Raw genomic sequence first — 26,593 nt, forward strand, 5'->3', positions numbered from 1 at the left:
GGTTCTAATAATAGGTATCTGAATGAAAAAACTATTTTCAGCGAAACTTTTCTCTGCGCTTGTTTTAAGCTTTTCCCTCTTTTCTACCGCACACGCAGCATCTCCTAAAGATGAATTAAACAAACGCCTTTCTATGAATGATGGCTTCAGTGCGGATTTCTCTCAGCAGGTTATCAGCCCTGAAGGCGAAACGGTGATGGAAGGAGAAGGTACGGTTGAAATCGCTCGCCCAAGCCTGTTCCGTTGGAGTACAACATTCCCCGATGAGAACCTATTGGTCTCTGACGGTAAGACATTGTGGTACTACAGCCCATTCATCGAGCAAGTGAGCATCTACTGGCAAGAGCAAGCAACAGAGCAAACGCCATTTGTTTTGCTAACGCGTAACCGAGCAAGTGATTGGAATAACTACAAAATATCTCAAAAAGGTGACCAGTTCACTCTCATTCCTACCGCAGTAGACTCCACACAAGGTCAATTCCAGATTAATATTGATGCCAAAGGTGTGGTGAAAGGCTTCAACGTGGTTGAGCAAGACGGTCAAAAAGGTTTGTTCACCTTTAACAACGTGAAGCTGGGTAAACCAAAAGCAGACAGATTCACATTCACAATTCCAAAAGGTGTGGAAGTGGATGACCAAAGGAATTAATTGGTAGTGAGTAATTACACATTAGATTTCTCGGGGGACGAAGATTTTCGTCCCCTTGCTGCTCGTATGAGACCGGAAACGATCGAACAATACATCGGACAGCAGCACATTTTAGGCCCCGGTAAGCCACTGCGCCGTGCGCTAGAGGCGGGTCACATTCACTCTATGATCCTTTGGGGACCACCAGGCACAGGCAAAACGACATTAGCGGAAGTGGCTGCAAACTATGCCAATGCTGAAGTAGAGCGTGTGTCTGCGGTAACGTCTGGTGTGAAAGAAATCCGTGCTGCAATCGAGAAAGCACGTGAGAACAAAATGGCGGGCCGCCGCACCATCTTATTTGTGGATGAGGTGCATCGCTTCAACAAATCTCAACAAGACGCGTTTTTACCGCATATCGAAGATGGCACGGTTACCTTTATTGGTGCGACGACAGAAAACCCATCGTTTGAGTTAAACAACGCATTGCTGTCACGTGCACGTGTCTACAAGCTGACGTCTCTTGATAGAGATGAAATCTCACTGGCGCTGAACCAAGCGATCAGCGATAAAGAACGTGGCTTGGGCAATACACCTGCACACTTCGCTGATAACGTATTAGACCGCCTAGCAGAACTGGTAAACGGTGATGCTCGCATGTCTCTCAATTATCTTGAGCTGCTCTACGACATGGCAGAAGACAATGCGCAAGGTGAAAAAGAGATCACGCTTAAGTTGCTGGCTGAAGTGGCAGGGGAGAAAGTCTCTCGCTTCGATAACAAAGGTGATATCTGGTACGACTTAATCTCTGCGGTCCACAAATCCATTCGTGGTTCAAACCCGGACGCTGCGCTTTACTGGGCTGCACGTATGATTGCAGCGGGATGTGATCCTCTTTACATTGCCCGTCGATTACTTGCGATAGCATCGGAAGATGTCGGCAATGCGGACCCTAGAGCCATGCAAGTGGCACTCTCCGCGTGGGACTGTTTTACGCGCGTTGGTCCAGCAGAAGGTGAACGTGCGATTGCTCAAGCTATTGTTTATCTCGCGTGCGCTCCAAAGAGTAATGCCGTTTACGTTGCTTGGAAACAAGCGCTCACGGACGCTCATAACTTACCTGAATATGAAGTGCCGCATCACCTTCGAAATGCACCAACCAGTTTGATGAAAGACATGGGTTATGGGGCAGAGTATCGTTATGCTCACGATGAGCCTGGTGCTTACGCAGCCGGTGAGCAATATTTGCCGCCTGAAATGGGCGATCGTAGGTACTATCAGCCGACAAATCGTGGTCTAGAGACCAAAATCGGCGAAAAGTTAAATTACTTGGCTACTTTAGACGCAAATAGCCCACAAAAGCGCTATGAAAAGTAGGCGTTTTTGGATACATTTGTTTAGTAAATTTTTTTAACGCGTACGCTTGGAAAGTGCGCGTGATTTCACAACAAAAAGCATAGGATTAACAATGCTGGATTCTAAATTACTTCGTACAGAGCTGGATGAAACAGCTGCTAAACTGGCGCGTCGTGGCTTTAAGCTAGACGTAGATACTATTCGTAAACTTGAAGAACAACGTAAGTCCATTCAAGTAGAAGTAGAAAATTTACAATCCACGCGTAACTCCATCTCCAAGCAAATCGGCCAAAAAATGGCGGCTGGCGACAAAGAAGGCGCAGAAGAGATCAAGAAACAAATCGGTACGCTAGGTAGCGATCTTGATGCGAAGAAAGTTGAACTTGAGCAAGTAATGGCTCAACTAGACGAATTCACGCTTTCTGTACCAAACATCCCAGCAGATGAAGTGCCAGATGGCAAAGATGAAAACGACAACGTTGAAATCTCTCGTTGGGGTGAGCCAAAGTCTTACGACTTCGAACTGAAAGATCACGTTGACCTAGGCGAAATGGGCGACGGTCTAGACTTCGCAAGTGCAGTTAAGATCACTGGCGCACGTTTCATCGTGATGAAAGGCCAATTCGCTCGTCTACACCGTGCAATCGCTCAGTTTATGCTAGATCTTCACACTGAAGAGCACGGCTACACAGAAATGTACGTACCTTACCTAGTAAACTCTGACAGCCTATTCGGTACTGGTCAGCTTCCTAAGTTCGGTAAAGATCTTTTCCACACTGAGCCTTTAGCGGAAAAAGTAAACGACGAAGAGCCACGTAAACTGTCTCTAATCCCTACTGCAGAAGTACCTGTAACGAACCTAGTTCGTGACACGATTTCTGACGAAGCGGATCTACCAATTAAGATGACAGCTCACACGCCATGTTTCCGTTCAGAAGCGGGTTCTTACGGTCGTGACACTCGTGGTCTGATTCGTATGCACCAGTTCGACAAAGTTGAGCTAGTACAAATCACTAAGCCAGAAGATTCAATGAACGCACTAGAAGAGCTAACAGGTCACGCTGAGAAAGTTCTACAACTTCTTGAGCTTCCTTACCGTAAAGTGGTTCTATGTACAGGTGACATGGGCTTCGGCGCTCGTAAGACTTACGACCTAGAAGTTTGGGTTCCTGCTCAAGAAACTTACCGTGAAATCTCTTCATGTTCTAACATGTGGGACTTCCAAGCTCGTCGTATGCAAGCGCGTTTCCGTCGTAAAGGCGAGAAGAAACCTGAGCTTGTACACACGCTAAACGGTTCTGGTCTAGCTGTAGGTCGTACAATGGTTGCTATCCTAGAAAACAACCAAGAAGCAGACGGCCGCATTGCAATCCCTACAGTACTTCAGAAGTACATGGCGGGCGCAACGCACATCGGTTAATTCATTAACCACTAGAACACCAAAACCCAGCCTTAGTGCTGGGTTTTTTGTTATCTGCGTCGAGTGAAAATTGATTATTACTAGGCTGCAATAGTGTTTTCGAATTTACCCTAATTATCTTGTTATTTGTAATCGATATAATCGTCCACCTTACCACGGTAAGTAGATTTTCTCATTCAAGTAACGAGGAGGGCTTATGGCCGTAGGGTGGGCAAACGACGATAGCGTCAGCCAACAAATTCAAAACACAATAGACGACGAGATTTCCCGTGTTCGTGGCAGTATCACAAAGGGTGAGAGCGCCCATTACTGCGATGAGTGTGGTGATGAGATTCCAGAAGCGCGTCGTCTTGCAATGAAAGGCGTTCGTTTGTGTATCGAATGTCAGTCAACAATCGAATTGGTATCTCAACGCCAAGCATTGTTCAATCGACGAGCGAGTAAAGACAGTCAACTTCGATAGCTTTACTGCTCTAATAAATAACGAGACGGTTTGAGTCTCATACTCAAACCGTTTTCGTATTGAATTGAACTATGAAGCGAAGCAGTCTTTACGTTGTAACGCAGCATCAATCGCATTCACTAACTTTTCAATATCTTCTGGCTTGCTGATGAACGGCGGCATCATATAAATCAGTTTGCCAAATGGACGAATCCACACTCCGTGTTCAACAAACAAGGCTTGGATGGTTTCCATATTCACAGGGCGATACGTTTCCACTACGCCAATAGCGCCCAACCAACGGGTGTTTTTCACCAAGTCGTATTCTTCAAGTTTTGGTAGTAACTCAGAAAACAACGCTTCGATTTGTTGGGTTTGCTGTTGCCAGTTACCTTGCTCAATCAATTCCAAACTTGCAGTTGCAACAGCACAGGCAAGTGGGTTACCCATAAACGTTGGGCCATGCATAAAACAACCTGCATCACCACCACAAACGGTATCCGCAACGTGTTTGCTCGCCAGAGTTGCAGAGAGGGTCATGTAGCCTCCAGTGAGTGCTTTCCCGACACACAAAATATCTGGCTGAATGTCTGCATGTTCGCAGGCAAACAATTTACCGGTACGCCCAAATCCGGTTGCGATCTCATCTGCAATCAATAACAAGCCGTATTTGTCGCAAAGCCTACGCACGCCTTTGAGAAACTCTGGATGGTAGATACGCATGCCGCCTGCGCCTTGAACGATAGGCTCTAGGATCACCGCAGCAAGTTCTTTATGGTGCGTCTCAATCTTGTGCTCGAAGTCGGTGAGGTCTTCTGGCTTCCATTCATCCCAATAACCACAAGTTGGTGACTCCGCAAAGATATGCTCAGGCAAAAAGCCTTTGTAGAGAGAGTGCATTGAGTTATCGGGATCGGTAACCGACATCGCCGCAAACGTATCGCCGTGATAACCGTGTCGCAAAGTAAGAAACTTCGGTCGGCGTTCGCCTTTTGCATGCCAATATTGCAGTGCCATTTTTAAGCTGACTTCTACGGCAACGGAGCCTGAATCGGCAAGGAATACATTTTCAAGATTACTTGGGGTTAGGGATAGCAACTTCTTACACAAACTGATTGCTGGCTGGTGGGTAATCCCGCCAAACATCACGTGAGAGACCTGATCGATTTGCTGGTGAGCGGCTTGATTTAAATGCGGATGGTTGTAGCCGTGGATCGTCGACCACCAAGAAGACATGCCGTCGACCAGCTCAGTACCGTCTTCCAATTTAATGTGAACACCATTTGCCGATGCTACTGGGTAGCAGGTCAGAGGTGTCAATGTCGAAGTGTAGGGATGCCAGATATGCTGGCGGTCGAAGGCGAGATCCATGTGCGATTCCAATAATAATTGAGGTTAAAAAATAAACAGATGTAAACTTTGTTCTTTTGTGTTGTGTTGACAGTTTATCGAGACTCAGTAGACTGTCAACACAACAACAAAAGTGACTAAAGGAATACACGTGGAAGTTCGTCATAACTGGACGCATGCTGAAGTGCGCGATCTCATGGAAAAACCATTCATGGATCTCCTATTCGAAGCGCAGCTTGTACATCGTCAATATCAACAAACCAACCATGTTCAAGTAAGCACGCTTCTGTCGATTAAGACAGGTGCTTGTCCAGAAGATTGTAAGTACTGTCCTCAGAGTGCTCGTTACACCACAGACATCGAAAAAGAGCGTCTGATGGAAGTAGAACGCGTACTCGATGCTGCGCAAAAAGCCAAAAATGCTGGTTCTACTCGTTTCTGTATGGGCGCTGCATGGAAAAACCCTAAAGAGCGTGACATGCCGCATTTGACTGACATGATCAAAGGTGTGAAGGGCATGGGTTTAGAAACGTGTATGACATTAGGTATGTTGACACCAGATCAAGCAAAGCAATTGGCAACCGCAGGTCTGGATTACTACAACCACAACCTAGATACCTCACCTGAATTTTACGGCAACATCATTACCACACGTACTTACCAAGACCGTTTAGATACTTTGTCTCACGTTCGTGATGCTGGCATGAAGATTTGTTCCGGTGGCATCATCGGCATGGGTGAAAGTGCTAACGACCGAGCTGGTTTGTTGGTTGAATTGGCTAACTTACCGGTACACCCTGAAAGCGTTCCAATCAACATGCTCGTGAAGGTAAAGGGGACACCACTGGAAGAAGTGGATGATGTTGAGCCTTTCGATTTCATTCGCCTGATTGCGATTGCACGAATCATGATGCCTCAATCAGCCGTTCGTTTATCCGCTGGCCGTGAAAACATGAACGAACAAATGCAAGCGCTGTGTTTTATGGCGGGTGCAAACTCCGTTTTCTATGGCTGCAAGCTTCTGACCACGCCAAACCCTTCTGAAGACAAAGACATGATGCTGTTCAACAAGCTCGGTATTAACAGCCAAGAGGTGTCTCAAAAGCCTGATGAAATCGAAGAAAACGAGTTACTCGATCGCGTCGTAGAGCGCGTTGCTGCCCGTCCGACAAAAGACGACCTTTTCTACGATGCCAGCGTTTAAATCTCGTATCGAGTCCGCCCTTGCTGAGCGTAAAACGCAAGGGTTGAATCGTTCTATGAATGTGGTGTTTGCCGGTAACCAGTCCGTTTTGGAACACGAAGGTAGACGCTACATTAATTTCTCAAGTAATGATTATTTGGGATTGGCTAATGACCAAGCGCTTGTTCGGGCTTGGCAGCAAGGTTTAAGCGTATATGGTAGTGGCAGTGGAGCATCACCGATGGTGACTGGCTTTAGTGCCGCGCACAGCAATTTAGAAGCCGCACTGACCGAATGGTTGGGTTACGACAGAGCAATTCTGTTTGGTTCTGGATTCAGTGCTAATCAAGCCTTGTTGTTCACCTTGTTGGAAAAATCAGACGTATTGATCCAAGACCGTTTGAACCATGCCTCACTGATGGAAGCGGGGGCGTTGTCACCAGCTAAGATGAAGCGCTTCAAACACAATGACATCGAGCACCTAAAGTCGCTGATTAATAGCGAAGACAACCATCTAGTTGTGACTGAAGGGGTATTCAGCATGGACGGCGACTGTGCGCCGCTTAGCGATATAGCTGAAGTCACTCGTAGTCATGATGCTTGGTTTGCTGTCGATGACGCTCATGGTATTGGCGTTCTTGGTCAATCCGGTGGTGGTTCTTGTGAGTTGGCAACGGTTAAACCCGAGATACTGATCGTTACTTTCGGCAAAGCGTTTGGTATGTCTGGCGCGGCTATTTTATGTGACCACGCAACGGGGGACTTTTTAACTCAGTTTGCTCGTCACCATGTGTATTCCACAGCGATGCCTCCGGCACAAGCCTATGCGCTAACGCATGCGGTTTCTATCGTTCAAGAGCAGTCTTGGCGACGTGAAAAGCTTTCAGAGCTTAGTGAAGTGTATCGAGACTGCCTCAGCGATCTGGAGGGCTTTGTTGAGACTCAGACTTCGATTAAGCCGTTTGTGATTGGTGAATCTGAACTGGCTTTGCAGGTTGCGAGCGCTTGTCGCCAAAACGGCATTTGGGTTACCGCTATTCGACCACCGACGGTGCCTAAAGGGACGTCTCGCCTTCGAATCACACTCACTGCCAATCACACCAACGAACAAGTTAAAACGCTTTCAATGGCATTGAAGCAAGCATTAGGAGCGCTGTAATGGATAATGCAACTACCGCATTAGCGCAAACGCTCGCGTTAGAGAGTTTCCATCAAGATAAAGACGCGATTGCCTCTTCGTTTGGTAAAGCAGCAGAAACATACGATAAACATGCGGCTTTTCAACGTGATGTCGGGCATCAGCTGCTTGATAAACTTCCTGAAAACTTGACGGGAAAACGTGTATTGGATTTAGGTTGTGGCACGGGTTATTTCTCCCAACTACTTCAACAACGCGGTGCGGAAGTAGTCTGCGGAGATATCTCTCAAGCCATGTTAGATAAAGCAGAGCAGCGTTGTGGTGCAGTACGAATGCACTACCAAGTTGCTGATGCTGAAAACTTACCATTTGACGATGATAGCTTCGATTACGTGTTTTCAAGTTTAGCGCTGCAATGGTGTACAGATTTAAGTTACCCACTAAAAGAAGTGCGCCGCGTGCTAAAAAATGGTGGGAAAGCGTGGTTCTCTACACTGGTTGATGGATCACTGTATGAGCTGCGTGCATCATGGGAAAAAATTGATGCATATCAACACGTCAATAACTTTCTAACGCTCAATCAGGTAAAAATTGCGTTAGCGCAATCTCGATGTGACAGCCATCAACTAGACTTGACCACCATCACAGTTTGGTACGACTCTGCATTTTCAGTTATGCGTGACCTCAAAGGTATAGGTGCAAATCACGTAAGCGGGCGCTCACACGGTTTAACTAGTCGCGAGACTTTGTTAAAAGTTGAGCATGCGTACCAAGCGTTTAAAAACGATCAAGGTCTTCTACCTGCAAGTTATCAGGTTTGTTTTGGAGTAATACATCTATGATTGATGCTTTTTTTATTGCTGGTACGGATACTGATGTTGGAAAGACGGTAGCGTCTAAAGCCATTTTGCAAGCGATCGCAGCAAAAGGACTAAACACTATTGGTTATAAGCCAGTGGCAGCAGGGAGTGACAAGACTGAAGCGGGATGGCGCAACTCTGATGCTTTACACTTACAAGACGTCGCAACACTCGATGTGGCCTATGATGATGTGAACCCATACGCTTTAGAGTTGCCTGCTTCTCCCCACATTGCAGCGAAGCATGAACATGTCGAAATAAGTTACGATGTTCTGAGTCAAAAACTGGCTCAACATAAGCAGCAAGCCGATGTTGTTCTCGTTGAAGGTGCTGGAGGCTGGCGTGTGCCAGTATCCGATACGGACTGTTTATCTACATGGGTAAAAGAAGAGCAGTTACCTGTTGTACTGGTGGTTGGCATTAAATTAGGCTGTTTGAGCCACGCTTTACTCACAGCGGAGAGTATTAAAGCGGATGGTTTGAATCTTGTTGGCTGGGTGGCAAACCGCGTCAACCCAGGCACAGAGCACTACGCTGACATTATCGAGATGCTAGAAGCACGTATCGATGCACCTAAGCTTGGGGAAATTCCATATATTCCAAGTGCTAAACGCAAAGAGCTAGGCAAGTACATTAATGTAGAGCCGTTGCTAAACACTGACTAATGGTGTTTAGGATAAAAGACTAAAAAACCCAAAGGGCTGCGCAATGCAGCCCTTTCTTGTTGGTGTAACCTAAAAAGTCAGATTACTTATCTTGGCTGAGCCCCATCAATGCTTGTTGTGTTTCTGCAACACGCTGAGACATATGATGATCGGTTGAAATACCAAGTTGTTGCTTTGCCTCGTCCTCTGAGATGCCTAGGTGACAACGTAGTAAATCAATAGCCATTTGATAGTCGTTAGTTTCTACCATGGTTTTTCCCTCAATACATGGAGTTTTTGAGCTCACCCAATGCACTTTTTGCAATGTACTTAGAGTGGCTCTGTTTTGTTCATCTCATTCGAATTTAGCATGTCCATGTAGCCGCACAATAAGACCAAAGTCTATAGCAGAGCTAACGTACTGTTTTTGGTCTATTAAAAAATTTCTAGCTAAGTTGCTAAGAGGTGATAGATTTAACACCAAGATCATCTATCAATAGATGATGGGTAGCTCAGAGCTTATTTTATCATTTTGATAAATGTATATGAACGGAGGTTCCGGCTCCTACCAAAGCATGTTTTGAAATCGCTTGAATTAAATATTTCAGTCCCGAAAACAAATGTTGCAATTTATTGCTTAACCTTGTTTTTATCGCGGATAGACTATATCTATAACGCACGGAACATGAAAATCAACGGAATTGGCTTTTATAGCGATTACCATTTGTTCCTTATAACAATCCGTTTTAAAAAAAACGATAAGCTTCCTCGGAGAAAAGTAATGAAGCGAATTATGTTATTCCTAGCAACTAACCTAGCTGTCGTGCTAGTGCTTAGTGTTGTTCTGAATATTGTTTACGCTGTAACTGGAATGCAACCAGGCAGTCTGTCAGGTTTACTTGTAATGGCTGCTGTATTTGGTTTTGGTGGCGCATTTATTTCGTTGATGATGTCAAAGGGTATGGCGCTACGCTCGGTTGGTGGTATGGTCATTGAAAGCCCGCGCAACGAAACGGAGCATTGGTTAGTCGAAACTGTGGGTCGTCAAGCTCAACAAGTGGGTATTGGTATGCCAACGGTGGCTATTTATGATTCACCAGATATCAATGCATTTGCGACAGGTGCAAAACGAGATGACTCTCTTGTCGCCGTTTCTACTGGTCTTTTACACAATATGACTCGTGATGAGGCAGAGGCAGTACTTGCACACGAAGTGAGCCATATTGCAAATGGTGATATGGTCACGATGACGTTGATGCAAGGTGTCGTGAACACGTTTGTTATCTTCCTATCACGCTTTATTGCCAATATCGTGGCATCGAACGATGATGAAGAAGGCCAAGGTACAAATATGATGGTTTACTTTGGCGTATCCATGGTGCTTGAACTGGTATTTGGTTTCCTAGCTAGCTTCTTGACTATGTGGTACAGCCGTCATCGCGAATTCCACGCGGACGCTGGTGCTGCGCGCCTCGTTGGCAAAGAAAAAATGATTGCGGCTCTAGAGCGTTTGAAGGTGAGTCATGAATCTCAACTGGATGGCACCATGATGGCGTTTGGTATCAATGGCAAGCAGTCGCTGACTGAGCTATTAATGAGCCACCCTCCGCTAGATAAACGTATTGCAGCGTTGCGAGGCCAGCAATACTAATTGTTCCTACTTAAATAATTGTTAATCTGCTGAAAAGGCTTGGTTTTGACCAAGCCTTTTTTTTCGCCGATTGATCGCGTGCGAACTTCATCACGTACTACTTACAGAAATAAAGTTATACAAAATTATTTTTGTACAACTTTGGTGGAATGAACTATCTTGTACATATAATAATTTTGTACAACTTAATGGGCGTGTAGGAGTAAAAAATGGACATACAGTCTGTTGGCAATATCTATCAAAAGCTCAACAAAGCGAACTTACATCTGCTTAAGGATATATATCACCAAGATGTAGTATTTGAGGACGCAGCGCATCGTTTAGAAGGATGGCCAGCACTTTCGGATTATTTCACCTCATTATATGCCAACGTCATCAGTTGTGATTTTGTAATCCATGAGCATCAACAAGTCGGAGATACAGGCTTCCTAACTTGGACAATGGACCTTCAGCATCCCAAACTTCAGAAGGGTGCGCCTATTCTCGTCAATGGTGTTTCGCACCTCAAATTTAGCGAAGGTCAGGTCATTTATCACCGAGACTATTTTGATCTCGGAGAGATGCTCTATGAGCATTTACCGTTACTTGGTTCAGTCGTTAAAACCATCAAGCAGAGGTTAGGACAATGAACAACACCATCTTAATCACAGGCGCCACCTCCGGAATAGGAAGGCAGCTTGCCCTAGATTACGCGAACTCAGAATGGAATGTGATTGCTTGTGGTCGGAATCAAGATGTTCTTGCAGAACTGGAGGCAGTTTCCTCCAAAATTCATACATTGCAGTTTGATGTGACAAATTATGAGGAAACTCAGCAGGCGCTCTCTAATTTGCCATTTACGCCAAACACATGGGTTTTTAACGCAGGCGATTGTGAGTACATGGATGAGGGAGTGGTCGACGCGAAACTCATGGCGCGTGTGATGAACGTAAATGTTGTCGGTGTTGCCAACTGCGTTGAAGGCTGCCAAGTGCATTTAGAGAGAGGGCACCGCATTGTTATTGTTGGCTCTATCGCATCAGAAGTGGCATTGCCTCGTGCTGAAGCTTACGGCGCATCCAAAGCGGCAGTCAGTTATTTTGCACGCACGCTCGCCGTCGACTTGAAAAAGAAAGGGATCAAAGTGGTAACGGTGTTTCCTGGTTTTGTTGAAACGCCGTTGACTAACAAAAACGACTTCGAAATGCCAATGATCATTTCTACTCAGCAAGCGTCGGACTCTATCAGGAAGCAGTTAGCCGCCAACAAGACCTATATCTATTTCCCGGCGAGATTTACCAGTATTTTACGTTTTATCTCGTTACTTCCATACAGTTGGCAAGCTCGCCTAACTGCTAAACTCGTATCATAAGAAGGAATAAAAATGAAAACAGCAGGAAGAAAGAAGATAGCGATTGTGGGAACGGGAATCTCTGGCCTTACTTGTGGTTATTACTTGCATAAAGAACATGATGTAACGCTGTTTGAAGCGAACGATTACATCGGTGGCCATACTGCAACCGTTGATGTGAGCCTTGATGGTAAAGAATACGCGATAGATACTGGGTTCATCGTCTATAACGACCGTACGTACCCTAATTTCATTAAAATGATGAGCGAGATTGGCGTTGAAGGTCTGCCGACTCAAATGAGCTTCAGTGTCAGAAATGATGGGAACGGACTAGAGTACAACGGCCACACAGTGTCGACATTGTTTGCTCAAAAACGTAACTGGGCAAACCCTAAATTTTATCGATTTATCTTCGAGATACTTCGTTTCAATAAACTTGCCAAGCGCTTCGCTAGCGAGCAGTCCACGCACTCTCAGACGTTAGGTGAGTTCCTTGACGAACACAAATTCAGTGCTTTCTTTACCGATAACTACATATTACCGATGGGCGCTGCGATTTGGTCGTCGACTTTGGCTGACATGCGCGTATTCCCTCTTATGTTCTTCTTACGTTTCTTCCTCAACCACGGTCTGCTAGATGTGACTAACCGACCACAATGGTATGTGATTAAAGGTGGTTCACGTTCATACATTCCACCATTGACTAAAGGCTTTGTCGAGAATATTCGTCTTAATAGTCCTGTCGAAAAAGTGGTTCGCAACGAAAAAGGGGTTGGCGTTCAAGTTCGCGGAGAAACACATTGGTTTGATGACGTTATCTTTGCTTGTCACAGTGATCAAGCAATGAGAACGCTAGAGGATATCAGCCCAATTGAGCAGGAAATCTTGGGGGATATGACATACCAAGCAAATGAAGTTGTTCTTCATACCGACTCTGCCGTACTACCAAAACGTAAGGCAGCATGGGCATCATGGAACTACCTATTGGAAGGAAGTGAAGAGGAACAGCAACGCCTCCCTTCGCTCACTTATAACATGAATATTCTTCAGCATATTCAATCAGAACACACGTTTTGTGTAACGTTGAACAGTACTGAGCAAATTAACTCAAATAAAGTCTTGCGTTCGTTCACTTATCATCATCCAGTATTCACCACTGAGTCTATTGCAGCGCAGCAGCGCAAAGATGAGATACAGGGCAAACAAAGTACCTGGTTCTGCGGGGCTTATTGGTACAACGGTTTTCATGAAGATGGCGTGCGTAGCGCGCTTGATGTTGTGAAAGAACTAGAAGAAAAGTACCGCGAACAAAATGTGGTTCCTTTCGAAAAAGGCGCAGCGTGATATGGATAGCCAAATGAACAGCCGATTGTTTATAGGCAACGTTCGTCACCGTCGATTCACGCCGGTGAATCATGAGTTGAACTACTCTTTATTTATGCCCGCCATTGATGTAGACGAGATCGATGCTTTAGAGAAAAAAGTATGGGGTTTTGGTTCGCGTTGGTGGCATTGGGCTCGCTTCAAGCGCAGTGATTACATTGGTGAAGGTAGCGTCAAGTCGGCAGTGCACAGCAAAATTGAAGAACTGACAGGTGTTCGCTGTACCGGCAAGGTAATCGCAGTCTGTCACTTGCGTTATCTAGGACTTTATTTCAGTCCCGTTAATTTCTACTACGTTTATAACGCGGAAGGAGAATGGAAGTATCTCCTCGCAGAGGTGAGTAACACTCCTTGGAATGAACGACATTACTACGTGGTGTCAGCAGATAAAGAAGAAGAAAAGTTTGGTTGGGAACAAGTTAAAGCATTCCATGTTTCACCATTCAACCCGATTGACCAACTCTACCGCTGGAGAATTAAACCTTTGACAGACAAGTTGAATATTCATCTTGAATGTCACAAAGGAGAGAAACACTTTGATGCCACCATGGTTATGAAAGCCAAGCCACTTTCAAGCAAAACCTTATTGAGGTGTTTGATCGTTACACCAATACAAACGGTAAAAGTAATGGTTGGTATTTATTGGCACGCATTAAAACTTTGGGTGAAAGGCGCACCTTTTTATTCTCATCCTAAATATTCAACGCATGAAGAAATAGAAGCCGATACTGAAAAAACAGACAAAAAAAATAAAAAGCACAAGGAGAATTCTGCATGTTAAATACTAGTTCTATGACATTGCCGCGTAAATTGACGACAACGCAAAAAGCGGCTCGCGGAGTTATTTTTCAATGTCTGCAAAAAATGGAAATCGGCTGCTTAACAGTTATTGAAAGTTTTAAGACGGAAACGACAGAGCGAAGCGAGCGTTTTAGTGCGCCAAATGGGGAGTACAGTGGTCAACCTGTTGTCGCTACTATAGAGGTAAAACATCCAGGCTTTTATTCACGGATCTTGCAGGGCGGCAGTATTGCTGCTGGTGAGGCTTATATGGATGGGTGGTGGGATAGCCCCGATTTAACCTCATTAATGAAACTGATGGCCCTTAACATGCGTGCTCTAGATAAACTCGAAGAGCAAGGCAGTTGGTTGACTAAAATACTGTACAAGTTCAGCCATTGGTCAAACAGAAATTCTGAAGAGAACTCACGTAAAAATATCCATGCGCATTACGACTTGGGTAACAACCTATACGAAGCGTTCCTTGACACCAATATGCTGTACTCGTCGGCGCTTTACAATCATGCGGATGACTCTCTAGAGCAGGCTCAAATCAACAAAATGGATCGTCTATGTCAGCAACTTGAGCTGAAATCTACCGATCATGTTGTTGAAATTGGCACTGGGTGGGGCGCTATGGCGATTTACATGGCTGAACAATACGGTTGTCAGGTCACCACAACAACGATATCTGAAGAGCAACACGCGTACGCGGAGCAAAAAATCAAAGAGCGTGGCTTAGAAGACAAAATCACTCTACTCAAAGAAGATTACCGAAACCTAACCGGCACTTATGACAAGCTCGTTTCTATTGAAATGATTGAAGCTGTGGGCAAACAATTCCTGCCTTCGTACATTAAGGTCTGTGAGTCTTTATTGAAGACTGGTGGCTTGATGGCGATTCAAGCGATTACGATTGCCGATCAGCGTTACGATTACTACAGTAACAACGTCGACTTTATCCAAAAGTACATTTTCCCGGGTGGTTTTTTACCGTCGGTAACCTCACTAACCCAAGCAACAACAAAGTACAGTGACTTAGTGACGCGAGACTTGTTCGATATTGGTTTGGACTACGCCAAGACGCTGAACGAATGGCACTTACGTTTTAATCGAGCAGAGAATGAAGTGCGCTCGTTTGGCTACGACGACCGCTTTGTGCGTATGTGGCGCTACTATTTGAGCTACTGTGAAGGTGGCTTTTTGGCTCGCACGATCAGTGCCGTTCACATGACGTTTCAACGCCCGTAGTTCGTTATGAAGGTGTTTCTTGCTTCGACATGGTTCCAACTCTGCTGGTTTGCAGCGGTGCTTGGAACCTATCAATGGCAATGGGTGACGTTATTCCTTACTTTGGCAACCCTACTATATTGTTTGAAAACTGACGCATCTTCGCTCAAAAGTATTGGTGTTATCGCCACGATTGGTCTCGTGCTTGATACATTAAATCAGCAATTTTCAATTTTCATGTTTGCCACTCAATGGTTACCCCTTTGGCTTTTGTGCCTTTGGATTCTGTTCGCCTGGTATGCCTATCAACTCAAGTCAATTTTGTACCGTTTCCCAAAAACCTACGTATCAATAGTAGGCGGACTCGGAGGAACAGCGAGCTACTTTGCTGGCTATAAGCTCCAAGCCGTTGAATTTGGATTTAGCACTGGCGCTACACTGGCAATGTTGTTTGTCGAATGGTGCGTCATGATGCTCTTGATACTCAAGGTGTACGGAAATGAAAAGCTTGAAGAGAGACTTAACTCAGAGACTGACTAGGCTGCTTGCGTTGGTAATAGTAACTGGCTCTTTTGCTCTGCAAGCTCAACCTGTTGGAAACAGCGAAGCTGCTAGCAACATTGCGAATTGGAAGGGATGGAAAACTGTTGGAGAAGCCCAACTTACTTGGTTCATCTTCGATATTTATCACTCAAGATTAAAAGCGCCTGATGGAAAGTTCATCGTAAGCGATGACGTATCGCCACATCCCCTTGCGTTGGAAATTAATTACAAGAGAGACATCAGTAAGCAACAGCTGCTTGATGTGACGGATGAGCAGTGGGCGAAATTGGGTTTTACGGACTCATATCGAAAAGCTTGGATCAGCGAGCTCGATCGTATGTTTCCTGATATTCAAAAAGGTGACGAGCTTACTTATCTAACAGATGGAAAATCTGGTCAGCTTTTTTATAAGCAGGTTGGGGACGTGCAAGTAAAGAACGTTGGCATCATTGAAGACGAACGAATGAACGATGCATTTTTGGCTATATGGTTATCACCCAACACAGAATTTCCGAAACTCCGAAAACAATTGATAGGGCAGGTTAGATAGTGTTTAAACGAATTTTTAAATCAGCGACTTTAGTGGCAGCTGTTTTTCTTTCGGCATGTTCCGCAGACATTGATAATTACCGCTCTTCTAAACCGACTTTTGACGTATTCGGTTATTTCGAAGGCGACATAAAGGCGTGGGGGATGGTGCAAGATTATACCGGACAGCAAACGCGTCGCTTTGAAGTCGATATAGTGGGTACTGTAGCGGGTGATACGCTGACGCTGGTGGAAGACTTCGTGTTTGATGACGGAGAGGTGGACCAGCGAATTTGGGTTATCACTAGATTAGAAGACGGTCGTTATGAAGGTAAGGCAGACGATATTATAGGTGTGGCAACAGGGGAAGAGCAGGGCAATGCGCTACAGTGGCAATATGACTTTGAGCTACAAATGGAGGATTCATCAGTGACGGTTGCTTTTGATGATTGGCTTTATCGTCAGGATGACAGACACGTTTTCAATCTAACGAAAATAAAAAAGTTTGGTGTGGAAGTAGGAACAATAACCTTGTTCTTCCAAAAGCTGCCATAACAAATGGGGCTGATCTTCAATTAATAATCCATTCCATATAACTAAAATTATTTTCTCCCGACCTAACTCTCCTAACTAAAAAAGGTTGACGCTTTCGCGTCAACCTTTTAAGTATCTGGTCGTTACAGGAGTATTACAGCTTATCTGTCAGCTCGATTGCTTGACCGATATAGTTCGCTGGTGTCATCTCTTTCAGACGTGCTTTCTCGTGCTCAGGAAGCTCAAGACCGTCGATGAAGTTACGCATTGCTTCGCCGTCTACACGCTTACCACGAGTTAGCTCTTTCAGCTTCTCGTATGGCTTCTCGATGCCGTAACGACGCATAACGGTTTGTACTGGCTCAGCTAGTACTTCCCAGTTCTTGTCTAGTTCAGCAAGAAGCGCTTCACGGTTTACTTCTAGCTTGCTGATGCCTTTAAGTGTCGAAGTGTAAGCGATGATAGCGTAGCCAACACCAACACCAAGGTTACGTAGAACCGTTGAGTCAGTTAGGTCACGTTGCCAACGAGAGATAGGCAGTTTCTGTGCTAGGTGGCCGAATACAGCGTTCGCAAGACCTAGGTTACCTTCTGAGTTTTCAAAGTCGATTGGGTTAACTTTGTGAGGCATTGTTGAAGAACCGATCTCACCAGCAATAGTTTTTTGCTTGAAGTGGCCTAGTGCAATGTAACCCCAAACGTCACGGTCGAAGTCAATCAGGATAGTGTTGAAACGAGCGATAGCGTCGAACAGCTCAGCGATGTAATCGTGCGGTTCGATTTGAGTTGTGTAAGGGTTCCAAGTTACGCCTAGAGACTCTGTGATGAACTCTTCAGAGAACTTGTGCCAATCTAGCTCTGGGTAAGCAGAAAGGTGTGCATTGTAGTTACCTACTGCACCGTTGATTTTCGCTAGGATCTCAACGTTTTCGATTTGCTTGAATTGACGCTCCATACGGTACGCCACGTTTGCCATTTCTTTACCCATAGTAGATGGAGAAGCAGGCTGACCGTGTGTACGAGATAGAAGAGGAATGTCGCGGTATTCCACTGCTAGTGCTTTGATAGCGTCGATTAGGTTACGGATTTCTGGAAGAATCACGTTATCACGAGCTTCTTTAAGCATTAGAGCGTGTGATGTGTTGTTGATGTCTTCAGAAGTACATGCGAAGTGGAAGAACTCGTTTACTGCGTGCAGTTCAGGAACGTCTGCTACTTTCTCTTTTAGGAAGTACTCAACCGCTTTTACGTCGTGGTTAGTTGTACGCTCGATCTCTTTGATACGGCGTGCATCTTCTTCAGAGAAGTTTGCAGCAAGGTCGTCTAGGAATTGGTTTGCTTCTGCGCTAAACGCTGGCACTTCTGCAATTTCAGCAGTAGCAGCAAGCTTTTGTAGCCAGCGGATTTCAACGATAGTACGGTACTTTAGTAGACCGTATTCACTGAAAATTTCGCGTAACGCAATTGTCTTGCTTCCGTAACGGCCGTCTACTGGTGAAACAGCAGTCAATGCTGACAGTTCCATGATGTTCTCCTGAATTGGGTTTCTAAATTTCGTGAGCTTTATACCAATAACTGTGGCAATTGTCACGAATATTGCGCAAACGTTTGCGCGAGATTTGTTTTAGTCGAAAAAAATGAGCTCGCGATAAACGCGAGCTGCTTATTTGATATTTTACTACAGACGAGCAAGAAGGATTTGTGCTTGCTCTACCATCTTCTTGCGCCCGAAGATTAGGTGGCGACGCTTACCACCAACTTGACGCCAAAGAACTGCACTACGAATGCCAGATAACAACAGCGCACGAACTTTGTGTTGGCTTGCCGTCTGCTGCAGTACAGATGGCGTGCCCGTTACTTGAATGCGTGGGCCAATAGGGCTAACGACATCCAGATAGATGCTCGCTAAATTGCTGATCATTTGATCGTCTAGTAGCTCAAAGTGCTCTGACTGACGCTTGGCCATTTGAATACGATCACCAAGCTGAGACATAGCATCGTTACGAGAGCTTAACTTACGTTCTAACGCCATTAAACTAATAATGTAACGAGTAATTTCACTGCCTGATGGTGTGCTATCAATCCCTTTAACCAAGCATTCTAGGCCGAGCTTTAGATCGGCTTCGCGACCGAATACGCCAACTGTGTTAGCAGGGTTCGTGCTCAAAATAGCGTTGATTGATGTTTCAAAAGCATCTTGATCACAATGTCCGTTTCTCGCTACCTGTTGAACTAAAGCAACAGCTTGGCAAATCCCAGCGAAAGCGATAGTACGGTCATAAAGTGTATTCGCCACGTAACGACTCCTAAGCTTGAGAATATTTAATGCGTTGCTCGATGATGCCGCCACCTAGGCACACGTCACCTTTGTAGAACACTGCTGATTGACCTGGAGTTACAGCAATTTGTGGCTCGTCAAAGATAACTTTAATGTTTTCATCATCGATAGGGATGATTGTACAAGGAATATCTTCCTGACGGTAACGAGTTTTCACTGTGCACTTCATAACATCGCGAATTGGCTCACGATCTACCCAATGAAGTTGTGATGCAAGTAGACCTTCTGATTTCAACATTGGATGGTCTTTACCTTGAACAGCAATCAAAACGTTACGTTCTAGATCTTTCTCACCAACGAACCATGGGTCCTCGTTACCACCGCCGCCTTTACGGCCACCGATGTGTAGACCTTTACGCTGACCAAGTGTGTGGTACATCAGGCCTTGGTGTTGACCAATCACTTCGCCTTCTGGAGTCTCGATATTACCAGGCTGAGCTGGAAGGTAGCGACCGAGGAATTCTGTAAACTTGCGTTCACCGATGAAACAAATACCAGTTGAGTCTTTCTTCTTAGCGGTAATTAGATCTTGTTCTTCCGCAATGCGGCGCACTTCTGGCTTCTCTAGATCACCAACAGGGAATAGGCTACGTGCGATTTGCTCGTTGCTTAATGTGTACAGGAAGTAGCTTTGATCTTTGTTGCCATCTAGACCACGTAGCATCTGTGGTTTTTCACCATTTTCTGGGAAAGAGCGACGCACATAGTGGCCCATTGCAATGTAATCAGCATCAAGTACTTCATCAGCGAATTCTAGGAATGCTTTGAACTTGATTTCTTTGTTACAAAGAATGTCAGGGTTCGGAGTACGGCCAGCTTTGTATTCAGCAAGGAAGTACTCAAATACGTTATCCCAGTATTCGGCAGCAAAGTTGATAGTGTGTAGGTGGATGCCTAGCTTGTCACATACTGCCTGAGCGTCAGCAAGATCTTCTGCCGCTGTACAATATTCTTCGTTGTCATCTTCTTCCCAGTTCTTCATGAAAAGGCCTTCTACTTGGTAGCCTTGCTGCTTTAGAAGATACGCGGAAACAGATGAATCAACGCCGCCGGACATACCGACGATGACTTTCTTTTGGCTGTTATCAGACATTACTAAACACCACTTAAATAAACGGGATGCAGATTCTATCAGAATCCACAGACCGGTGACAGATCCGAGATCGAAATCACAATTCGTTTCGCTGGATTTTTCTTCAACAAAGATTCGAACGAGTAATTTCGCAAGTATAGAAGAGGTATATATGGCATAGTTGGCCAAAATCCAAGAGGAAACACCAAATGACAGAAGAAAACCAATTTATGCAAGAAAGTGAGTTGATTGAAATTGTGGAAAATCAGCTCGAAGATGGCAACCCGCTTAAAGTAAAAGAAACCCTTATGCGTTTAATGATGACTGGCACACCACGTGAAGATGCGGTTGCGATGATGGCATGTGCGATGTCAATTGAGATTTTTGATGTAATGAAGAATGAAGGTGAGTTCAACCTAAAGCGTTATAGCGAGCACCTTGAGCAACTACCAGATCTCAGCTTTATGGAAGGTGAATAAGCCACCTAAAAGAAAAAAGCTGTCAGCAAACGTTTGCTATAATCGCTTTTATTGCTGCTTTATTATAAGCGGTATAGAATCCGCTCTCCTTTTCATCCCCTTACTCAGACTGACAATATGAAATTTCCTGGACAACGCAAATCGAAGCACTATTTTCCTGTTCATGCTCGTGACCCGCTGGTGAGCCAAGCACAAGAAAGCAAGAAGATGACGCGCACTCACATCATTGGTATTGACCAAACCTTGGTTGATATTGAAGCAAAAGTTACAACGGATGTGATTGAAAAGTACGGTCTGAGTAAAGGTCACTCTCTGGTTATCGATGACGAAAGAGCAGAAGAGTTATACCAGCAACTGAAAGAAGAGAACTTGATTACCAATGAGTATGCGGGCGGTACAATTGGTAACACGCTACATAACTACTCCGTGCTAGCGGATGACCGCTCCACACTACTTGGAGTGATGAGCCAGGATATTAAGATTGGCAGCTACGGTTACCGTTATCTTTGTAATACATCAAGCCGCATGGACTTGAACTACCTACAAGGTGTAGATGGTGCAATTGGCCGTTGTTTTGCTCTTATCACAGAAGACGGTGAACGTACTTTTGCTATCAGCGAAGGGCAAATGAACCAACTCCATCCTGATAGCATTCCAGAGAAAATCTTTAAAAATGCATCAGCACTTGTACTGACGTCATATCTAGTACGTTGCAAAGACGGCGACCCAATGCCGGAAGCAACAATGAAAGCAATTGAGTACGCGAAAAAGAATGATGTGCCTGTTGTTCTGACTTTAGGCACAAAGTTTGTTATTCAAGATGACCCTAAATATTGGCAAGAATTCATTCGAGATAACGTTTCAGTCGTTGCGATGAATGAAGATGAAGCAGAAGCTCTGACGGGGGAATCTGATCCACTTGCTGCGTCTGATAAAACATTGGAGTGGGCTGATCTAGTATTGTGCACGGCGGGTCCTGTAGGTCTATTTATGGCTGGGTATACGGAAGATAGCGCGAAGCGCGAAACTTCTTTGCCATTACTTCCAGGGTCAATTGCTGAATTTAATCGTTATGAATTTAGTCGTCCGGCGAAAAAAGACTCATGCGAGGCGCCAATAAAAGTGTACTCGCATATCTCGCCATATATGGGTGGTCCAGAAAAAATTAAGAATACAAATGGCGCAGGTGATGCCGCGTTATCTGCGGTTCTTCATGATATGGCAGCAAATAAATACCATAAAGAAAATGTGCCTAATTCAAGCAAGCACAGTAACGAGTATTTAACTTACTCTTCTTTTTCTCAAGTCTGCAAATACGCAAACCGTGCGAGCTACGAAGTTCTCGTGCAACATTCACCACGATTGTCGCGCGGACTTCCTGAGCGAGAAGATAGCCTAGAAGAAGCATACTGGGAACGTTAATACGAAGCGGTTTAATTAACTATTCTGTAACTAAAGTAAAAGGCGCATTAAGAAATGTGCCTTTTTTATTTGTAATGGTTTAAATAAAAAGGCTCCCTATGGGAGCCTTTTAAAAATAGCACGGATCTAGATTAGGAACTCATCCAGAGATTTACCTGCATCAAGTTGCTCTTGAATCGCCGAAGGTGTACGACCTTGGCCAGTCCAAGTTTTCTCATTACCGTTTGAATCTGTGTATTTGTATTTAGCAGGGCGAGGTGCGCGCTTCGCTTTGCCTTTCGTCTTAGTTTCGCCAGATAGCGCAGTAATAAGTGCTTCTACATCAATACCGTCTTGAGCGATTTTCTCAGCAATCTCTGCAAGCTTAGCTTCTTGCTCTGCTTGTGCTGCGCGTTCTGCTTCTTCTGCTTCACGACGCTCATCTACGACAGTAGTGAGTTTATCTAGAGCTTCTTCCAATTGTTCTAGAGTCAGCTCACGAGAAAATGCACGAAGGCTACGGATATTTAGAAGGGTTTTAGTCAGCTCTGACATAACGATTCCTATTAAAAGGTTAATGTGTTGGGCACTTTTTATCGTTACGATTAAATAATGCCAATCTATAAATAAACAAAGAGTCCTTATATTTAACTTTATCTTTTCCTTATGTGCAAATGCTAAATCAAGATTTTGTTTAAATTTGACTATTTTTTAAAGCAATTAATATTATTACACTCGAAATAAATCATTATTAGATGAGAACTAAAATCAACAATCATTATTGTATAGAGAGAGTGACAGCTTGGTTTTTTATAAAAAAATTTGAGTTATTACTTAAAAATATGAAGCATCCATCTTTAATGCTGTGTCATATATCCTTAATTTATTGATATAAGATAAACCATGATATTTCTAAGGTAGTAATAATGTTTCATAAATAACATGATTGATGTGATTTCAGTTGCACAAAACTTATGGAAGTAGGCAAGGTTTATAAATTATCTCAGCCATTATTTATTTGTTTAATTTAGTTTGATGTGTTGCATTGACTCTCATCATAAGTACAATGGCTGCCACCTGATGCAATATTGCAGACAATTTGTTGTTAATTTGTACAGTTAGTGGTTAATTGTTTGTTGTTGCCGTAGAGGCGCGGTCTCGAAGAGTAGCTATTATTGGGGTGATGCCAATGAGTAATAGTGGAAGGCGAAGATTGCCGAAGTAAGTAACTCATCAAAGTTACTTGCTGGGGTTGTATCTGAAAGGAACAACACTGCCATAGTATATATTCACATTAAACTATGGAGCGCTACTGTAGGGTTGGGTGGAGTGTTCGCTTCCCTGTCGCTAAGTTCAACATGAGCACGTATCGTATGCTACGTGACTTGTCTGCAGTAGATCTCTAGCCAAACTTTGGTTTTTGAAGATCATGAATTTAATAGATTTTTCTAGTTCTCCTGTTTCATTATTGCCACCTATTGTCGCTTTGACTTTGGCGATTTTTACTCGACGTGTATTAGTTTCCTTGGGTGTAGGTATCGTGCTAGGTGCGGTGCTACTTAATAGCTGGTCTATCAGCGACACCGCAGGTTACGTCAGTTCTCAAGTTTCTTCTGTCTTTATTGAAGATGGCGGAATTAACACTTGGAACATGAGCATTGTTGGTTTCCTAATCTTATTAGGTATGACAACAGCTTTATTAACGCTATCTGGCGGTACTCGTGCTTTTGCTGAATGGGCACAATCTCGAGTGAAGAGTAAACGCGGCTCCAAACTTCTTGCCGCCTTTTTAGGCGTATTCATTTTTGTCGATGATTACTTTAATAGCCTTGCTGTTGGTGCGATCTCTCGCCCAGTAACCGATCGCTTTTATGTGTCTCGCGCTAAGCTTGCGTACATTCTAGACTCAACCGCTGCTCCAATGTGTGTAATTATGCCTGCTTCTAGCTGGGGTGCTTACATTATTACTATTATTGGCGGGATCTTAGTCTCACATGGGATCACAGAGTATTCGGCTCTTGGCGCATATGTTCGTCTTATCCCAATGAACTTCTACGCCGTTTTTGCGCTGCTAATGGTGTTCGCTGTTGCATGGTTTGGTCTTGATATTGGTAAAATGCGTGAGCATGAAATTTCTGCATCGCAAGGTCGTGGCTTTGATAAAGACAAAGAAAATGACTCGCAAGAAGCGCATGACCTAAACGAAGAGCTAGATATCCGTGAAAGTGAAAAGGGTAAAGTGTCAGATTTGATACTTCCTATCGTGACGCTGATTATCGCGACTATCGCTTCAATGCTTTACACGGGTGGCCAAGCATTGGCTGCTGATGGTAAGGAGTTTGCGCTTCTTGGTGCTTTTGAAAATACAGATGTAGGTACATCACTAATCTACGGTAGCTTGCTTGGCTTAGCAGTTGCACTGTTTACTGTTGTGAAGCAAGGTCTACCAATGGCTGAGATCGCACGTACACTTTGGATTGGTGCTAAGTCTATGTTTGGTGCGATTCTAATCTTAGTATTTGCCTGGACCATTGGTTCTGTTATCGGTGATATGAAGACTGGTACTTACCTTTCGACAATGGCGCAGGGCAACATTAACCCGCACTGGCTACCAGTTATCCTATTCTTGTTGTCTGGCCTAATGGCGTTCTCAACAGGTACTTCATGGGGTACGTTCGGTATCATGTTACCAATCGCGGGTGACATGGCTGGGGCAACAGACGTAGCGCTAATGCTACCGATGCTGAGTGCGGTTTTAGCTGGTGCGGTATTCGGTGACCATTGTTCACCAATCTCAGATACGACTATCTTGTCATCGACGGGTGCACGTTGTAACCACATTGATCACGTATCAACACAGCTACCTTATGCATTATCAGTCGCGCTTGTTTCATGCGTCGGCTTTATTGCCCTTGGTATGACTGCTTCAATTGCGTTCTCGTTCATTGCAGCGTCGATCACATTCGTTATCGTTTGCGCTATTTTGTCATGGCTTTCAAAGTCTAAAATAGCGTCTTGCCAGAGTGCGTAATTCACTGATTTAAAAGGTGAAATTGTAGGAGGCTTCGGCCTCCTTTTTTATTTGTATTATACAATTCGAATTTTTTTAAAATTAAGGGTTGAAAAAAGTAATCAGCTTGGTTAGTGTGGTTGGTAACAAAGCAAATGAGAAGAGCCTTGAAATAAGTATGCGTAATTTTGTAATGAACATTCATCACCATCATCACCCAATCTAGTCTTTCGGGAGATGTACGCATACCCGGGAGGCAGGAAACTCCCGGAGGTAAAATCAAAGTAAAAGCAGATTTTAAACCCTCGGGAGACTTCAATCTCCCGAGGGTTTTTTAGTTTTATTAGTTTGAAAAATACTTAGATATCAAAATCTTGTATAGGGACAAAGCAATGCAAACACAACGTTTAAGAATCGCAATTCAGAAAAAAGGTCGTCTTAGCAAAGAGAGTCAAGCTCTACTAAAACAGTGCGGCGTAAAGTTCAACGTGATGGGCGAGCGTTTAGTTGTCCATTCTGAAAATATGCCAATTGATTTACTCTTGGTTCGTGACGACGACATCCCAGGTTTAATTATGGATGGCGTTGTTGACCTTGGCTTTATTGGCGAAAATGAACTAGAAGAAGTTCGCCTTGACCGCAAAGCATTAGGTGAACCCTGCGAGTTTGTTCAGCTTCGTCGACTTGATTTTGGTGGCTGTCGTTTATCTATCGCAATCGACAAGGACGAAGAGTACAACGGTCCACAAGACTTAGCTGGCAAGCGTATTGCTACAACGTATCCTCAACTTCTAAAAGCGTACATGGATGAAGCCGGCGTTCCATTCTCTACATGTATGCTGACAGGCTCTGTAGAAGTTGCGCCTCGCGCGGGTCTCGCTGATGCTATCGCTGATTTGGTTTCTACAGGTGCAACACTGGAAGCGAACGGCCTTAAAGAAGCTGAAATTATCTTCAAATCAAAAGCGACATTGATTCAACGCACAGGTGAGTTCGACGCAGACAAAGTGGCGCTAATCGAAAAGCTGTTAACTCGCATGCAAGGCGTGCAGCAAGCGAAAGAATCTAAGTACATTATGCTTCACGCCCCAGCAGAGAAGTTAGATCAAATTAAAGCGCTACTGCCAGGTGCTGAAGACCCAACTGTTCTTCCTCTTTCTGCAGATAAGCAGAAAATGGCTGTTCACTTGGTGAGTTCTGAAAACCTGTTCTGGGAAACAATGGAACAGCTGAAAGAGTTGGGCGCAAGTTCAATTCTCGTTCTACCAATTGAAAAAATGATGGAGTAAGCAT

Annotated in this window: 27 protein-coding genes, 1 riboswitch and 1 other annotated feature; of the genes, 21 read left to right on the plus strand and 6 right to left on the minus strand. The window is 44.3% G+C overall.

All coding sequences use genetic code 11. The features are described from left to right. The first annotated feature begins 22 nt into the window (after window positions 1-22). From lolA to R7O12_RS05510, 4 genes are all read left to right on the plus strand, one after another. Window positions 23-649 (plus strand): outer membrane lipoprotein chaperone LolA, encoded by a 627-nt coding sequence (gene lolA, locus R7O12_RS05495; RefSeq protein ID WP_005388103.1) that lies wholly within the window; start codon window positions 23-25, stop codon window positions 647-649. Next, the gene (locus R7O12_RS05500) at window positions 650-2,005 is read left to right on the plus strand and encodes a replication-associated recombination protein A (protein WP_318125678.1); all 1,356 of its coding nucleotides are present in this window, start codon (window positions 650-652) and stop codon (window positions 2,003-2,005) included. 91 nt (window positions 2,006-2,096) lie between these two features. Then, window positions 2,097-3,404 carry a serine--tRNA ligase gene (gene serS / locus R7O12_RS05505; RefSeq protein ID WP_005378225.1) on the plus strand — a complete coding sequence of 436 codons (1,308 nt, stop codon included), beginning with the start codon at window positions 2,097-2,099 and terminating at the stop codon, window positions 3,402-3,404. A 196-nt stretch (window positions 3,405-3,600) separates the two neighbouring features. After that, window positions 3,601-3,867, plus strand: coding sequence for a DksA/TraR family C4-type zinc finger protein (locus R7O12_RS05510; RefSeq protein WP_005437185.1), 267 nt, complete (start codon window positions 3,601-3,603; stop codon window positions 3,865-3,867). Between the two features lie 69 nt (window positions 3,868-3,936). Here the strand turns inward: R7O12_RS05510 and bioA are convergent, their stop codons facing one another. After that, on the minus strand, window positions 3,937-5,217 hold the full coding sequence (bioA, locus tag R7O12_RS05515) for an adenosylmethionine--8-amino-7-oxononanoate transaminase (protein ID WP_017634395.1): 1,281 nt from the start codon (window positions 5,215-5,217) through the stop codon (window positions 3,937-3,939). Window positions 5,218-5,347: 130 nt separating this feature from the next. On the opposite strand from bioA, the gene bioB reads away from it, so the two are divergent. From bioB to bioD, 4 genes are read left to right on the plus strand one after another with little or no spacing between them, the layout of a single operon-like run. Continuing rightward, window positions 5,348-6,400 (plus strand): biotin synthase BioB, encoded by a 1,053-nt coding sequence (bioB, locus tag R7O12_RS05520; RefSeq protein WP_005378222.1) that lies wholly within the window; start codon window positions 5,348-5,350, stop codon window positions 6,398-6,400. Next, entirely contained in the window at window positions 6,387-7,538 is a 1,152-nt protein-coding gene (gene bioF / locus R7O12_RS05525) for an 8-amino-7-oxononanoate synthase (protein WP_064376604.1), read from the plus strand. The genes bioB and bioF overlap by 14 nt, the downstream gene beginning before the upstream one ends. Continuing rightward, complete coding sequence (gene bioC / locus R7O12_RS05530; RefSeq protein WP_005388087.1) at window positions 7,538-8,359, plus strand: malonyl-ACP O-methyltransferase BioC; 822 nt, start codon at window positions 7,538-7,540, stop codon at window positions 8,357-8,359. Before bioF ends, bioC begins: the two co-directional genes overlap by 1 nt. Continuing rightward, window positions 8,356-9,042: a dethiobiotin synthase gene (gene bioD, locus R7O12_RS05535; RefSeq protein ID WP_005388086.1), complete on the plus strand. Its 687-nt coding sequence runs from the start codon at window positions 8,356-8,358 to the stop codon at window positions 9,040-9,042. Before bioC ends, bioD begins: the two co-directional genes overlap by 4 nt. 82 nt (window positions 9,043-9,124) lie before the next feature. Here bioD and R7O12_RS05540 read toward each other — a convergent pair whose 3' ends face one another. Then, window positions 9,125-9,292, minus strand: a complete 168-nt coding sequence (locus R7O12_RS05540) for a hypothetical protein (RefSeq protein WP_005378215.1) — start codon at window positions 9,290-9,292, stop codon at window positions 9,125-9,127. Window positions 9,293-9,802: 510 nt separating this feature from the next. Here R7O12_RS05540 and htpX point away from each other — a divergent pair. The 9 genes from htpX to R7O12_RS05585 all read left to right on the plus strand — a co-directional run bounded on the left by htpX (window position 9,803) and on the right by R7O12_RS05585 (window position 17,021). Next, window positions 9,803-10,672: a protease HtpX gene (htpX, locus tag R7O12_RS05545; protein WP_005388085.1), complete on the plus strand. Its 870-nt coding sequence runs from the start codon at window positions 9,803-9,805 to the stop codon at window positions 10,670-10,672. A gap of 209 nt (window positions 10,673-10,881) precedes the next feature. After that, window positions 10,882-11,301, plus strand: a complete 420-nt coding sequence (locus R7O12_RS05550; RefSeq protein WP_005378211.1) for a nuclear transport factor 2 family protein — start codon at window positions 10,882-10,884, stop codon at window positions 11,299-11,301. Continuing rightward, a complete protein-coding gene (locus tag R7O12_RS05555) occupies window positions 11,298-12,023 on the plus strand; it encodes an SDR family oxidoreductase (RefSeq protein ID WP_025766886.1) in 726 nt (241 codons plus the stop codon). Before R7O12_RS05550 ends, R7O12_RS05555 begins: the two co-directional genes overlap by 4 nt. Window positions 12,024-12,035: 12 nt before the next feature. Further along, window positions 12,036-13,346: an NAD(P)/FAD-dependent oxidoreductase gene (locus R7O12_RS05560; protein ID WP_318104640.1), complete on the plus strand. Its 1,311-nt coding sequence runs from the start codon at window positions 12,036-12,038 to the stop codon at window positions 13,344-13,346. A 1-nt stretch (window position 13,347) separates the two neighbouring features. Next, a complete protein-coding gene (locus tag R7O12_RS05565) occupies window positions 13,348-14,166 on the plus strand; it encodes a DUF1365 domain-containing protein (RefSeq protein WP_025766884.1) in 819 nt (272 codons plus the stop codon). Next, window positions 14,160-15,416 carry an SAM-dependent methyltransferase gene (locus R7O12_RS05570; RefSeq protein ID WP_238765127.1) on the plus strand — a complete coding sequence of 419 codons (1,257 nt, stop codon included), beginning with the start codon at window positions 14,160-14,162 and terminating at the stop codon, window positions 15,414-15,416. The genes R7O12_RS05565 and R7O12_RS05570 overlap by 7 nt, the downstream gene beginning before the upstream one ends. Before the next feature lie 6 nt (window positions 15,417-15,422). Next, window positions 15,423-15,935 carry a DUF2878 domain-containing protein gene (locus R7O12_RS05575; protein WP_042522066.1) on the plus strand — a complete coding sequence of 171 codons (513 nt, stop codon included), beginning with the start codon at window positions 15,423-15,425 and terminating at the stop codon, window positions 15,933-15,935. Further along, window positions 15,895-16,488: a chalcone isomerase family protein gene (locus tag R7O12_RS05580; RefSeq protein ID WP_017821712.1), complete on the plus strand. Its 594-nt coding sequence runs from the start codon at window positions 15,895-15,897 to the stop codon at window positions 16,486-16,488. The genes R7O12_RS05575 and R7O12_RS05580 overlap by 41 nt, the downstream gene beginning before the upstream one ends. After that, window positions 16,488-17,021, plus strand: coding sequence for a DUF3833 domain-containing protein (locus R7O12_RS05585; protein ID WP_017821713.1), 534 nt, complete (start codon window positions 16,488-16,490; stop codon window positions 17,019-17,021). The genes R7O12_RS05580 and R7O12_RS05585 overlap by 1 nt, the downstream gene beginning before the upstream one ends. Window positions 17,022-17,154: 133 nt before the next feature. Here R7O12_RS05585 and purB read toward each other — a convergent pair whose 3' ends face one another. From purB to mnmA, 3 genes are all read right to left on the minus strand, one after another. Beyond that, window positions 17,155-18,525, minus strand: a complete 1,371-nt coding sequence (gene purB / locus R7O12_RS05590; RefSeq protein ID WP_262627719.1) for an adenylosuccinate lyase — start codon at window positions 18,523-18,525, stop codon at window positions 17,155-17,157. Window positions 18,526-18,678: 153 nt separating this feature from the next. Continuing rightward, window positions 18,679-19,296, minus strand: a complete 618-nt coding sequence (hflD, locus tag R7O12_RS05595) for a high frequency lysogenization protein HflD (RefSeq protein ID WP_005378194.1) — start codon at window positions 19,294-19,296, stop codon at window positions 18,679-18,681. Between the two features lie 10 nt (window positions 19,297-19,306). Continuing rightward, entirely contained in the window at window positions 19,307-20,431 is a 1,125-nt protein-coding gene (gene mnmA, locus R7O12_RS05600; RefSeq protein WP_005378192.1) for a tRNA 2-thiouridine(34) synthase MnmA, read from the minus strand. A gap of 188 nt (window positions 20,432-20,619) precedes the next feature. Between mnmA and R7O12_RS05605 the strand changes: the two genes are divergently transcribed. Further along, window positions 20,620-20,889, plus strand: coding sequence for a hypothetical protein (locus R7O12_RS05605; RefSeq protein WP_005378190.1), 270 nt, complete (start codon window positions 20,620-20,622; stop codon window positions 20,887-20,889). A gap of 117 nt (window positions 20,890-21,006) precedes the next feature. After that, window positions 21,007-22,311, plus strand: coding sequence for an inosine/guanosine kinase (locus R7O12_RS05610; RefSeq protein ID WP_132936560.1), 1,305 nt, complete (start codon window positions 21,007-21,009; stop codon window positions 22,309-22,311). Window positions 22,312-22,437: 126 nt separating this feature from the next. On the opposite strand, the gene R7O12_RS05615 is transcribed toward R7O12_RS05610, so the two are convergent. Then, on the minus strand, window positions 22,438-22,845 hold the full coding sequence (locus R7O12_RS05615) for an H-NS family nucleoid-associated regulatory protein (protein ID WP_005378185.1): 408 nt from the start codon (window positions 22,843-22,845) through the stop codon (window positions 22,438-22,440). A gap of 582 nt (window positions 22,846-23,427) precedes the next feature. After that, window positions 23,428-23,610: riboswitch (Lysine riboswitch) on the plus strand. Window positions 23,611-23,719: 109 nt separating this feature from the next. Here R7O12_RS05615 and tet(35) point away from each other — a divergent pair. After that, window positions 23,720-25,321, plus strand: a complete 1,602-nt coding sequence (tet(35), locus tag R7O12_RS05620; protein ID WP_318125679.1) for a tetracycline efflux Na+/H+ antiporter family transporter Tet(35) — start codon at window positions 23,720-23,722, stop codon at window positions 25,319-25,321. A gap of 180 nt (window positions 25,322-25,501) precedes the next feature. Then, window positions 25,502-25,639, plus strand: a sequence feature (His leader region). Window positions 25,640-25,692: 53 nt separating this feature from the next. Next, complete coding sequence (gene hisG, locus R7O12_RS05625) at window positions 25,693-26,589, plus strand: ATP phosphoribosyltransferase (RefSeq protein ID WP_005378180.1); 897 nt, start codon at window positions 25,693-25,695, stop codon at window positions 26,587-26,589. Window positions 26,590-26,593: the final 4 nt, after the last annotated feature.

The organism is Vibrio sp. Vb1574 (genome assembly GCF_033338675.1).

What these genes read in the sequence shown, in the direction of transcription:
- purB (WP_262627719.1), bottom strand. Translation starts at nt 18,525, where the DNA reads ATGGAACTGTCAGCATTGACTGCTGTTTCACCAGTAGACGGCCGTTAC.
- mnmA (WP_005378192.1), bottom strand. Translation starts at nt 20,431, where the DNA reads ATGTCTGATAACAGCCAAAAGAAAGTCATCGTCGGTATGTCCGGCGGC.
- serS (WP_005378225.1), top strand. Translation starts at nt 2,097, where the DNA reads ATGCTGGATTCTAAATTACTTCGTACAGAGCTGGATGAAACAGCTGCT.
- R7O12_RS05510 (WP_005437185.1), top strand. Translation starts at nt 3,601, where the DNA reads ATGGCCGTAGGGTGGGCAAACGACGATAGCGTCAGCCAACAAATTCAA.
- bioC (WP_005388087.1), top strand. Translation starts at nt 7,538, where the DNA reads ATGGATAATGCAACTACCGCATTAGCGCAAACGCTCGCGTTAGAGAGT.
- R7O12_RS05550 (WP_005378211.1), top strand. Translation starts at nt 10,882, where the DNA reads ATGGACATACAGTCTGTTGGCAATATCTATCAAAAGCTCAACAAAGCG.
- R7O12_RS05610 (WP_132936560.1), top strand. Translation starts at nt 21,007, where the DNA reads ATGAAATTTCCTGGACAACGCAAATCGAAGCACTATTTTCCTGTTCAT.
- lolA (WP_005388103.1), top strand. Translation starts at nt 23, where the DNA reads ATGAAAAAACTATTTTCAGCGAAACTTTTCTCTGCGCTTGTTTTAAGC.
- R7O12_RS05575 (WP_042522066.1), top strand. Translation starts at nt 15,423, where the DNA reads ATGAAGGTGTTTCTTGCTTCGACATGGTTCCAACTCTGCTGGTTTGCA.
- bioD (WP_005388086.1), top strand. Translation starts at nt 8,356, where the DNA reads ATGATTGATGCTTTTTTTATTGCTGGTACGGATACTGATGTTGGAAAG.
- R7O12_RS05540 (WP_005378215.1), bottom strand. Translation starts at nt 9,292, where the DNA reads ATGGTAGAAACTAACGACTATCAAATGGCTATTGATTTACTACGTTGT.
- R7O12_RS05555 (WP_025766886.1), top strand. Translation starts at nt 11,298, where the DNA reads ATGAACAACACCATCTTAATCACAGGCGCCACCTCCGGAATAGGAAGG.
- R7O12_RS05570 (WP_238765127.1), top strand. Translation starts at nt 14,160, where the DNA reads ATGTTAAATACTAGTTCTATGACATTGCCGCGTAAATTGACGACAACG.
- R7O12_RS05615 (WP_005378185.1), bottom strand. Translation starts at nt 22,845, where the DNA reads ATGTCAGAGCTGACTAAAACCCTTCTAAATATCCGTAGCCTTCGTGCA.
- hisG (WP_005378180.1), top strand. Translation starts at nt 25,693, where the DNA reads ATGCAAACACAACGTTTAAGAATCGCAATTCAGAAAAAAGGTCGTCTT.
- bioA (WP_017634395.1), bottom strand. Translation starts at nt 5,217, where the DNA reads ATGGATCTCGCCTTCGACCGCCAGCATATCTGGCATCCCTACACTTCG.
- R7O12_RS05560 (WP_318104640.1), top strand. Translation starts at nt 12,036, where the DNA reads ATGAAAACAGCAGGAAGAAAGAAGATAGCGATTGTGGGAACGGGAATC.
- R7O12_RS05580 (WP_017821712.1), top strand. Translation starts at nt 15,895, where the DNA reads ATGAAAAGCTTGAAGAGAGACTTAACTCAGAGACTGACTAGGCTGCTT.
- R7O12_RS05565 (WP_025766884.1), top strand. Translation starts at nt 13,348, where the DNA reads ATGGATAGCCAAATGAACAGCCGATTGTTTATAGGCAACGTTCGTCAC.
- htpX (WP_005388085.1), top strand. Translation starts at nt 9,803, where the DNA reads ATGAAGCGAATTATGTTATTCCTAGCAACTAACCTAGCTGTCGTGCTA.
- bioF (WP_064376604.1), top strand. Translation starts at nt 6,387, where the DNA reads ATGCCAGCGTTTAAATCTCGTATCGAGTCCGCCCTTGCTGAGCGTAAA.
- R7O12_RS05605 (WP_005378190.1), top strand. Translation starts at nt 20,620, where the DNA reads ATGACAGAAGAAAACCAATTTATGCAAGAAAGTGAGTTGATTGAAATT.